Raw genomic sequence first — 10,045 nt, forward strand, 5'->3', positions numbered from 1 at the left:
GGGCTACTTCAGACCTTCCCTAAGGCGTCCGTGCGCATTGACGGAAAATCCGTGTGACAGATGACATAACTTGGAGCTCTATCCAATTCCTACCTCGGATAGCGCGTCGTGCACCAACACCTGGTCCGTCAAGGCCGCACAAAGCGGCATCCCGTCGCCGTGTGATGATGGACCTGGGGTACATTAAGCGTTTAACGCAGCGCTGCGCGAGTCCTGCATTGGGGGTGATTGCTTTGAGAGAGGCTGAAACACTGATTCGGCATACCGGCAAGCTGAATATTGGCGCTGTGGAGAAAGCGATATTGGAGACTTTTCCATGATGAGGTTCTCTGAAATTGAGGCGTTCAGGGCCGTCATGTTGTCGGGCTCAACCACTGCGGCCGCGCAGACGCTGCACACCTCACAACCTAATGTGAGCAGAGCGATTGCGCTGCTTGAACAAAAAACCGGCTTGAAACTTTTCGAGCGATTGCCAGGGCGACTGGTGCCCACCAGTGACGCCCGGTCCTTCTTCAAGGAGGTACAACGAAGCTTTGCGGGGCTGCACCATCTGGACGAAGCCGCCAAGCGGATCAAGCGGTTCAGCGGTGGCGCGCTGACGGTCGCCGCAGTACAGATGCTTGCGCTGGGCCTGGTGCCCAGGGTGATGCAGCAGTTTTGTCAAAATCTGCCCGAAGTCAGCGTGTCCATCCATACCGGCCACGCAACGACAGTGGCACGCTGGGTTGAAGATCAAACCTGTGATGTCGGCTTGGTCTCCCAGGTCAATAACAACTATGGCCTGGCCTATGAGCACCTGTATGAGGTAGACGCCGTCTGCGTGATGCCTGCAGACCATCGGCTCGCACGCAAGGACGTGATAACCCCCCAGGACCTGGCGAATGAGCCTTTCATCTCACTGCCCCGCACCGAACATGGCTACTCACTGGTCGACACCCATTTTGAAAACGCCGGTATTGACCGGCACATTCGCCTAGAGACCTCTTACAGTTCAATCACCTGTTCGCTGGTCATGCAGGGGCTAGGCCTATCGATCGTGAACCCGCTCGCCTCATTGGATTACCGCCATTCGGGCATGGTGACGCGGCCTTTTCTGCCCACCGTAAAACATCAGGGGTACATCATCTACCCCAAAGAGCGCGCGAACGATCGGTTGATTTCAGACTTCGTGACGACCGTCAAAGACGTGCTGGCCCGCGAACTCGAGAGCCTCGGGTGTAAAGCGCCGGCGTAGGGATTGCTCCCGGGAGGGGGGGTATATCACCAGTGCATAGGCCAAGGCGATATTCTATTTGCTTGTCCACCGCTGCTCCCCTTAACGTTGTGTTCAGCCGGAACTGGGGCGCTAAGCGTCTCCTGGAAGACAACAATTATAGTCCGTGCATTGAAGCTGGGCCCCTGCCGACTGATGTTACCCAATTGAGTCAAAACAGAGGCGGACCACTGCCTCGTTAACTCGCGTGAGGAGGGGAAGCTGACATGAAAAAAATCAACACCTTTGCATTGGCCAGCGCCATTACGCTTAGCAGCGGCGCGTATGCGCAAGACACGCTCTATTTCGCAGGGTATTCCGGCGACTTTCAAAAGACCTTTGAAACGGTCATCCTTCCCGAGTTCGAAGCCAAGCATGATGTCAACGTCGTTTATGTGCCGGGCAGCTCGAGTGAAAACCTTGCCAAATTGCAAGCGCAGCGAGCCAGTCAGCAAATCAACGTTGCCTTGTTTGACGACGGCCCCATGCATTACGCCGTGCAATTTGGCCTGTGCGATAACTTGGCGCAGTCGCCGGTGTATCAGGACATCTACGATATCGCCGCAGCCTCGAACTTCAAGGGTAAGGCGGTCGGTATCGGGCTGGTGGCGACGGGCATTGCCTACAATAAAGCAGTCTTCGCCAAGAATGGTTGGGCGGCGCCCACATCGTGGTCCGACATCGCGGACCCCAAATATGCCAAGCGCGTCGCCTCCAACCCTATCTCCGGTACGTTCGGCCTAAATACCTTGATCATGTTCTCCCGCATCAACGGTGGCGGTGAGCATGATATGGACCCAGGCTTCAAAGCCGTTCGTGAAAATGTCGCGCCCAATGTATTGGCGTGGACCTCTTCGAATGCCCAATTAGCGCAGATGTTCCAGAGCAACGATATCGATATTGCTGTCTGGGGTAGCAACCGTGCCGTGGCGTTGAAAAAAACAGGCTTTCCTATCGAGTTTGTTTATCCAAAAGAAGGCACACCCGCCATTATTGCTTCGGCCTGTGTAGTTTCCGGGAATAAGCTCGCAGAAAAATCTCAAGCGCTGATTCAATACCTGGCGTCTCCCAGTGTGCAGGCCAAGTTCGCCACCGAGGGCTTCGGCCCCGTCAACCGGCAAGCCAAGCTCGAAGAGGGTTTGGCCGAAGAGGTCCCTTATGGCGAAGAGAAGCTTGCGCAGCTGGTGCCGATAGACTGGGACACCGTTAACCGTAAACGTGCTGAATGGACAAAACAGTGGAGCCGTACCGTTGAGTGAGCGCTTTTCTCGACGATGATAATAATAGTGAGTATTGGCCATGAGTAATTTGATTATCCGAGGGCTCTCGAAAACCTATTCGGGCGGCTTTACCGCTGTGCGCAACTTGGACCTAGAGGTTAAGAGCGGTGAGTTCATCTCGCTGCTGGGTGGCTCGGGATGCGGAAAAACGACGACACTTCAGATGGTCGCGGGATTTATTTCCCCTACCACGGGTTCTGTCCATCTCGGTGGCAACGACATCACCAGCATGCTGCCTGAAAAACGTGACATGGGCATCGTATTCCAAAGCTATGCACTGTTCCCGCATATGACCGTTGCCGAAAACGTCGGCTTCGGGTTGCAGATGCGCAAAGTGCCTAAACAAGAGCTGGCGACGCGTGTCGAAGAAGCGCTCGCGATGGTCCGTCTGTCGGGGCTCGGGGCGCGTTATCCACGGGAGTTGTCCGGTGGCCAACGGCAGCGTGTCGCTATCGCACGGGTTTTGACGATCCGTCCGAGTGTCTTGCTGCTCGATGAGCCTATGTCGAACCTCGACGCTAAGCTCAGGGGTGAAATGCATGTTGAGCTCCGGGCGCTCCAGCGCCGGCTCGGCATTACTACTATCTTGGTCACCCATGACCAAGTCGAAGCCATGACAATGAGCGACCGAATCGCTGTGATGGCCGACGGTTGCATCGCAGAGCTGGGTAAGCCTCAAGATGTCTACGACCAGCCCACCTCCGGCTTCGCCATGCGCTTCCTGGGTCAGACCAATATTCTCATGGGCAAGGTGAAGTCCATCTCCCAGGGACAGGCATTGGTCCACCTGGACGGCATCGTCGTGCCCGCGAACCGGCAGCAGCTCAAGGTGGGCGACGACGCCATACTGTTCATCCGGCCTGAGCGCATCCGCTTCACCCCGCCCGGCGTTGGGAAAGCCGAGGGGCGTATTGCATCACGTTTGTTCCTCGGTGGCCTGTGGTATTACGAAATCGAAAGCGCCTTGGGCGCGTTGAAGATGACAGCACCGAACAATGGCGAGCGCCAGCCTCAAGAAGGCGAAACGGTCGGCATCGGTTGGGGCGACGGCGACCTGCAGGTCGTATCCGCGGAGGCCGCCCATGGCTGACACTACCTACCGCGCCAATGGTGCTCAGTGGGTACTCTCGCTGCCCGCGCTCCTGTTGTTTCTAGGGTTGCTCGTCGTACCCATCGCATTGACTGGCATGCTTTCATTCAATGTGTTCGACGCCATGAGTGGCACTCAAAACAGTTATACCTTGGCCAGTTACCTGGAGGTACTCAGCGACAGTTTCTATTACGAGCTGTTTGCCCGTACCGCTTTGATGTCACTGGGCGTCACCGCCGTCTGCATTGCCATTGGCGTTCCTGAAACGCTGATCCTTTCGCGCATGCGGCCCGCATGGCAAGGTGGCTTTTTCGTCGTGATACTCGGCCCGTTACTCATTTCCGTGGTGGTACGGACGTTGGGATGGTCGCTGTTGTTGGGACGTGAAGGTTTTATCAACTCAGCGCTGATGGCACTCGGTCTGATCGACCAGCCACTACAGCTCATGTTTACCCTGACCGGGGTAGTGATTGCCCTGACCCATGTGATGATGCCTTTCATGGTGATCTCGGTATGGAGCACGCTGCAAAAAGTCGATGGCCAGATTGCCCATGCGGCCCGCTCCCTCGGGGCCGGCCCGGTGACCACCTTCAGGCGCGTTGTGCTGCCGCAGCTGATGCCGGGTATTTTGTCTGGCGGGATCATCGTCTTTACCTTGTCTGCCTCGGCCTTCGCCACGCCGGCGATGATCGGCGGTCGCGGCGTCAAAGTCGTCACCACGGCGATCTACGATGAATTTCTCTCCACGATGAACTGGCCATTGGGCGCTTCCATTGCGGTGCTCTTGCTTATTGCCATTGTCTTCGTGGTGATCGGCAGCAATCGATTGATCGAGCGAAAATTCAAGCAGGTGTTCGTATGAGTGATCGCAGCCTGGAAAGTAACGGACCCTTTGCAATACTCTTCCACACACTGTTCGTCAGTTTCATTGTGGCGCCGCTGTTGATCATTGTATTGGTCTCTTTCTCAGACAAGGGCTATATATCGATGCCTTTCGACGGCGCCTCGTGGCGGTGGTACAAAGCCATTTGGGACGCCCCGGAGTTGATCAATGCGTTTTGGCTCTCGGTGTGGCTGGGGCTTGGCGCGGCGACGATTGCGTCCATTGTCGCGGTACCCGCCGCGATAGCTATTGCCAAATACCGTTTCGCCGGACGCGAAGCACTTACATCATTGATTCTCTCCCCCTTGATGATTCCTCATGTCGTGCTTGGTGTAGCGTTTCTCAGGTTCTTTTCAGTGACGGGGATTTCGGGTTCGTTCATCGGGCTGTTATTGGTGCATGCATTGATCGTCACGCCTTACTCACTGCGGCTTACCCTGGCGGCTGTCATCGGGATTGATCGCGATGCGGAACTGGCGGCACGCTCACTCGGCGCCTCTAAATATGTGTCCTTTTGGAAAGTGTTGTTTCCCTTGATTCTCCCAGGCGTGGCCGGCGGTTGGTTATTGGCCTTCATTCAAAGTTTCGATGAAGTCACCATGACGATATTCGTCTCCACCCCGGGTACTACGACACTTCCGGTTGCCCTGTATGAACGGATCGCATTGATGACCGACCCGGTGACGACTTCGGTTTCCACGGTAATGATTGTGGGAACGATGATCCTCATGTTTTTGCTAGACCGTATTGTCGGTTTGGACAAAGTATTAATCGGTAAAAAATAGGCCCAGGTGCACTTTTCGCTTCCAAAGACTTTGGCAGCGAGGACCCGCTCGCCCTTTTTTCAAGAGCTGCCGCACAGTTGCGGAGGTGAAGTATGAGCAAAGAACACATGATCGTAGTGGGCGGTGGACTCGTCGGCGCGGCAATTGGCTACGGTGCCGCGCGCAGGGGCCTTAAGGTCACCGTCCTCGACCAAGGGGATGCCGCATTACGCGCCTCTCGGGGAAATTTTGGCCTGGTCTGGTTATCGAGCAAAGGTGGTGGGATGCCCCGCTATGCGCAATGGACGCGCGATGCCGTAAGACAGTGGCCGGAACTGCACCGGGAGTTGCTCAGCCTGACGGGTGTCGATACGGGGCTTGAGCAAACGGGCGGCTTCTGGCTTGGGTTCAGCGAAAAAGAGGTACAAGCGCGGGCGGACTTGCTTGAGAAAATCAACAAAGCAGTGGGTGATATCCCCTATCAAATGATGGGCCCTGCAGAGCTGAGGCAGCATTTGCCTGGGCTAGGCCCCAAGGTCGTCGGCGGAAGCTTCGGTACTCATGATGGCCACGCCAACCCCTTGATGCTGCTCAGGGCACTGCATGCGGGTCTGAAAATGAAGGGGGCAGATATCATTTCTGGCGTTGACGTTGTTGCGGTCTCGCAGGACCCCGGTACCGGTAAATTCACGGCGCGTTCCCGGGATGGCCAATCCTGGAACAGCGACAGGCTCGTACTCGCCGCCGGTATCGGGATCTCCGAGTTGGCATCGCAAGTGGGGTTGCATGCCCCAACCCGCCCGACGCGCGGGCAAGTGCTGATCACCGAGCGGCTCAAGCCGTTTATCCCCTACCCGACGAACAAGGCGCGGCAGACCAAGGAAGGGTCGGTGCAGATCGGCTCGACTTCAGAAGATGTCGGTCTGGATGATCGCACGACACCTGACAAGATCAGCTGGCTCGCCGAACGGGCTGTAGATACGTTTCCCGCCCTCAAGGATGTGAGGCTCGTTCGAGCATGGGGCGCCATTCGGCCTTTAACCCCCGACGGCTACCCGGTGTACCAGAGTTCGACGACGTGCCCAGGGGCCTATGCCGTTATTTGTCATAGCGGCGTGACACTGGCGGCAATCCACGCCTACGTCATCGGGCCCTGGGTCGGGGGCATAACACCCTCACCCCCGAACTTCGAAGGGTTCCACAGCGACAGATTCCTAGACCCCAACGCGAGTTTTACCCATGACCACTAAGCCGCTTTTTTCTGTTTCGAACGCGCCTGCTGGGCGGACGGTAAAAATCACATTCGAGGGGCAAGAATTGCGCGTCGCCGAGGGCATCAGTGTGGCTGCCGCGTTGCTGACCCAAGGCGCCCGTGATTTCCGCTCCAGTATCGTCGGTAATGTTTCCCGCGCTCCGTACTGCATGATGGGTGTTTGCTTTGAATGCCTCGTTGAAATCGACGGCGTACCCGCACGGCAAAGTTGCATGGTCCCGGTGCGCGACGGCATGCATATCAGGCGTCAACTCGGCGCTGTGGCACTGGACCTCGGCGAAATGGGAGGGTGCCATGAATAATGTCCCGGTAGACCTGGTGGTCGTCGGTGCCGGCCCAGCTGGAATGGCCGCAGCCTGCCAGGCACGCGCCCAGGGGTTGACGGTGGTCGTGCTGGACGAGCAACCAGCGCTCGGCGGCCAGATCTATCGGCGGATCGAGTCCGCTCCTGAAGCCATACAACACATCCTCGGCGCGGATTACGTCGCAGGCCGAGCCCTTGCTCGTGAATTCAAAGCCAGCGGTGCTATCCACATCACCGGTGCGGTGGTCTGGAACGTGGCCGCTTCGGGGGAAATCAATTACATCGCCAATGGCCATAATGAAGACATCGTCGGCAAGTATGTCGTACTGGCCAGCGGCGCCATGGAGCGACCATTCCCCATCAAAGGCTGGACGTTACCTGGTGTAATGGGCGCGGGTGCCGGTCAGATCATGCTCAAAGGGGCTGGTGCACTGCCTACCGAGCCCGTTGTCCTCGCCGGTTGCGGTCCGCTGCTCTACCTCTTGGCTTGGCAATACCTCAGGGCAGGCGTGGCGATCAAGGCGTTGGTGGACACCACACCACAGTCGGCTTATGTCCGGGCGTTGCGCGAAGCGGCTGGTGCGCTCAAAGGCTGGCGTGATCTTGCCAAGGGCATGAAGCTGCTCGCGTCGATCAAGCGTCACGGGGTCAAGGTTTACTCGGGCGCTACCGACCTGGCAATCGTGGGGGACCATGCGGCCCAAGGCATTCAATTCAAACATCGCGGGCAGCGCACGTCCGTCGCGTCTTCTCTGGTGTTACTGCATCAAGGGGTGGTCCCGAATGCGCAACTCAGCCTCTCGACGGGCGCCGCGCACTATTGGAGCCCCGAGCAACTTTGCTGGTTGCCGCATACCGATGAGCATGGACGCCTGGGCGACACCGTGATCTACGTCGCCGGTGATAGCCGAGGCATCGTCGGCGCCAAGGCATCTGCTGTACAGGGACGCTTGGCGGCCTTGGCAATTGGGGCGCAGCTTGGAAGTTTGCAGGGCTTGGGACATCAACTGGCCGGACTGGCTCAGCAGTTGGAAAACGCTACGAGCATCAGAAAGTTCCTGGATGTTCTTTATCGCCCCCAAGAGGAAAATAGAATTCCCGCAGACGATAACGTGCTGGTGTGCCGCTGCGAGGAAGTGACTGCTGGGCAGATTCGCAGCTATGTAGCGTTGGGCTGCCATGGGCCGAATCAAACCAAGGCATTTGGCCGCTGCGGCATGGGGCCATGCCAAGGACGTTTCTGCGGTTTAACCGTCACCGAAATTATCGCGAAAACGCGCAACGTCGATCCTAACGAGGTCGGCCACTACCGCGTTCGCGCCCCTATCAAACCTATTTTACTGGGCGAACTTACACATTAGTTCGCCCGTTCTTCATACTAAAATCCAGGAGCCTATATGAGTGATATCGTTCGCATCGAAACTGACCCGCGCCGTAGCCGGGTCGTTATTTATAATGGTGTGATTTATGTCGGCGGGATGACCGCCGATGACCGCACTCAAGATATCGCCGGCCAAACACGCGATACATTGGCGAAAATTGAAGCTTATCTTGAGAAGGCGGGCTCAGACAAAAGCCGGGTGCTGACAGCGCAAATCTGGATCAAAGACCTGGCCCGTGACTTCGACAGCATGAATGAGGTCTGGAACGCCTGGACCGCACCGGGTTGCGCCCCCACGCGCGCCACCGCCCAGTGCGACATGGGCGCGCCGGATGTGCTGGTCGAGATCATCGTGACCGCCGCGGTTGCTGAGTAAGCCGCCTCGCAGTACTACAGCTAAACCGGTCTGTACGGTGTTCACGGCACCGCGCAATGTGATGAGGCGTTTCAACTACAGCTTCTGACTGGCGTGAGCGCGCGCACCGGCGCAAGGTGCGCCGCTGCGCCCACGGCTTACCAATCAGCCGGGGGGATATCCGCGGCTATCGCACCCGGCATGCCATCTACGGCCGCTACGCGCCCGATCGCGCAGCCCAGCGGGCTGAGTGGACTCCCCACAGGATTTCTAGGCCTTCAGAACAGTCTTCTCCCGCTTGTTCCGCATCCGCCCAGCCTCCACATCCGCGAGAATCGCCTGGGCAAGCCCACTCAGGTAATAGGCGGCCCAGATCATGTCGCCATCTTCATCCACAGCCCCCGCGAGGATCAGCTTGTGCACGCACCCCAACAGGGTCGAGGCCTGTTCCAGGGCATAGTCGCAGGGCACGCCAGGGCTGATGTGGAACAAGTCCATGGGCGGATTCTGGTTCGTGATGAAGCTCGTCACATCTGCGGTAGTGGCCTTCTCGGCCTCGGGAAGCGCGCTCATGTCATCACCTCCTGGCGCTCACTGGCCTGCAGCTTGGCGAGCGCAAGTTCGATCAGCGCCTTCGCCGTCTCGGCCGAATGCAACACATTCACCAGCATGCCGTGGCCCGGCTCGTTCGCATGGGCGTAGCAATAGTCGTCGGTGGTCTCGAAGAGACCGCGCAGCAATTCGCAAGCGTAGGCCAGGGAATCGGTGGGCGTCAGGTCGCTGTGGATGGTGAAGTAGGGGGTGGTGATGATCTGCCGGGGGTAGCGTAATGCGCGGATCGGGGACGATCTTTTTCATGGCGAAACTCCTAGGTCAAACAGGAGCTGTCTCCCAGTCCCTCTCACAGGATTAGGGTGGCAGCCATACGCGGGGTGAGAGACCGGAGACCTAGGAACCCGGCCAGACCGAAGTCTGCCCGCGCACGGCTGCCATGACAAAGCTGCCATTAGGTCTAAAAGCGGGCTCTCACACCCGGTCGTCGAAATGACGACCCCAGGAAATTAGACCTGATGGACCTTCCCTACAGGGAAAGGTCTGCAGCGCGCGTAGGATACTTTCTATGGGAAGTTGAGTTATCGCTGCGGCGTTGCCATCGCGTCGTTGGTACCGGACTGGGAACGGTACTCAATCGACGAGCTGTTCGTACGGCTGGATGGGCTAACCTGAGCCGATCGGTGATGTTGGTAGGGCCATCCAGGCCCGCGTGCTGCGAATTGGCGGCAATCCTCGTCGACGCGCCACAACTCGTCGGCGATTGGCTTTTCGCTCGCCATTTCGCGCTCGAATTCTGCCTCCATCGCGGCTTCAAGCTCGGGATCGAACGGTGGCTCTGAGTCGAAGTCGTCGTGGCAATACTCACCTGGGAGATGCTGCTCTTCCCTAGGGAAGGTCTGAAGTAGCCC

At 57.8% G+C, this 10,045-nt stretch carries 12 protein-coding genes; 9 read left to right on the forward strand and 3 right to left on the reverse strand.

Annotated features, from left to right (window positions below; translation table 11 throughout):
* Positions 1-316 precede the first annotated feature (316 nt).
* From FEZ61_RS24185 to FEZ61_RS24225, 9 genes are all read left to right on the forward strand, one after another.
* Positions 317-1,234 carry a LysR substrate-binding domain-containing protein gene (locus FEZ61_RS24185; protein WP_009681612.1) on the forward strand — a complete coding sequence of 306 codons (918 nt, stop codon included), beginning with the start codon at positions 317-319 and terminating at the stop codon, positions 1,232-1,234.
* A gap of 245 nt (positions 1,235-1,479) precedes the next feature.
* On the forward strand, positions 1,480-2,511 hold the full coding sequence (locus tag FEZ61_RS24190; protein WP_009681611.1) for an ABC transporter substrate-binding protein: 1,032 nt from the start codon (positions 1,480-1,482) through the stop codon (positions 2,509-2,511).
* A gap of 40 nt (positions 2,512-2,551) precedes the next feature.
* A complete protein-coding gene (locus tag FEZ61_RS24195; protein WP_017638573.1) occupies positions 2,552-3,622 on the forward strand; it encodes an ABC transporter ATP-binding protein in 1,071 nt (356 codons plus the stop codon).
* The gene (locus tag FEZ61_RS24200; RefSeq protein ID WP_009681609.1) at positions 3,615-4,484 is read left to right on the forward strand and encodes an ABC transporter permease; all 870 of its coding nucleotides are present in this window, start codon (positions 3,615-3,617) and stop codon (positions 4,482-4,484) included. Before FEZ61_RS24195 ends, FEZ61_RS24200 begins: the two co-directional genes overlap by 8 nt.
* Positions 4,485-4,495: 11 nt before the next feature.
* Positions 4,496-5,290 carry an ABC transporter permease gene (locus FEZ61_RS24205; protein WP_026083549.1) on the forward strand — a complete coding sequence of 265 codons (795 nt, stop codon included), beginning with the start codon at positions 4,496-4,498 and terminating at the stop codon, positions 5,288-5,290.
* Positions 5,291-5,382: 92 nt separating this feature from the next.
* A complete protein-coding gene (locus tag FEZ61_RS24210; protein WP_017638571.1) occupies positions 5,383-6,519 on the forward strand; it encodes an FAD-dependent oxidoreductase in 1,137 nt (378 codons plus the stop codon).
* Entirely contained in the window at positions 6,509-6,844 is a 336-nt protein-coding gene (locus FEZ61_RS24215) for a (2Fe-2S)-binding protein (RefSeq protein ID WP_081594548.1), read from the forward strand. The genes FEZ61_RS24210 and FEZ61_RS24215 overlap by 11 nt, the downstream gene beginning before the upstream one ends.
* Positions 6,837-8,207 carry an FAD-dependent oxidoreductase gene (locus FEZ61_RS24220; RefSeq protein WP_009681605.1) on the forward strand — a complete coding sequence of 457 codons (1,371 nt, stop codon included), beginning with the start codon at positions 6,837-6,839 and terminating at the stop codon, positions 8,205-8,207. The genes FEZ61_RS24215 and FEZ61_RS24220 overlap by 8 nt, the downstream gene beginning before the upstream one ends.
* 36 nt (positions 8,208-8,243) lie before the next feature.
* Positions 8,244-8,603 carry a RidA family protein gene (locus tag FEZ61_RS24225; protein ID WP_009681604.1) on the forward strand — a complete coding sequence of 120 codons (360 nt, stop codon included), beginning with the start codon at positions 8,244-8,246 and terminating at the stop codon, positions 8,601-8,603.
* A gap of 249 nt (positions 8,604-8,852) precedes the next feature.
* Here FEZ61_RS24225 and FEZ61_RS24230 read toward each other — a convergent pair whose 3' ends face one another.
* The 3 genes from FEZ61_RS24230 to FEZ61_RS24295 form a co-directional block, all read right to left on the reverse strand.
* Entirely contained in the window at positions 8,853-9,155 is a 303-nt protein-coding gene (locus FEZ61_RS24230) for a DUF3077 domain-containing protein (protein WP_009681603.1), read from the reverse strand.
* The gene (locus FEZ61_RS24725; RefSeq protein ID WP_017638570.1) at positions 9,152-9,322 is read right to left on the reverse strand and encodes a hypothetical protein; all 171 of its coding nucleotides are present in this window, start codon (positions 9,320-9,322) and stop codon (positions 9,152-9,154) included. Before FEZ61_RS24725 ends, FEZ61_RS24230 begins: the two co-directional genes overlap by 4 nt.
* A 393-nt stretch (positions 9,323-9,715) precedes the next feature.
* On the reverse strand, positions 9,716-10,045 hold a 330-nt coding region (locus tag FEZ61_RS24295; RefSeq protein ID WP_207105572.1), incomplete at its 5' end, for a hypothetical protein.

It is taken from the genome of Pseudomonas sp. MS15a(2019) (genome assembly GCF_013277805.1).
Lineage (GTDB): Bacteria > Pseudomonadota > Gammaproteobacteria > Pseudomonadales > Pseudomonadaceae > Chryseomonas > Chryseomonas benzopyrenica.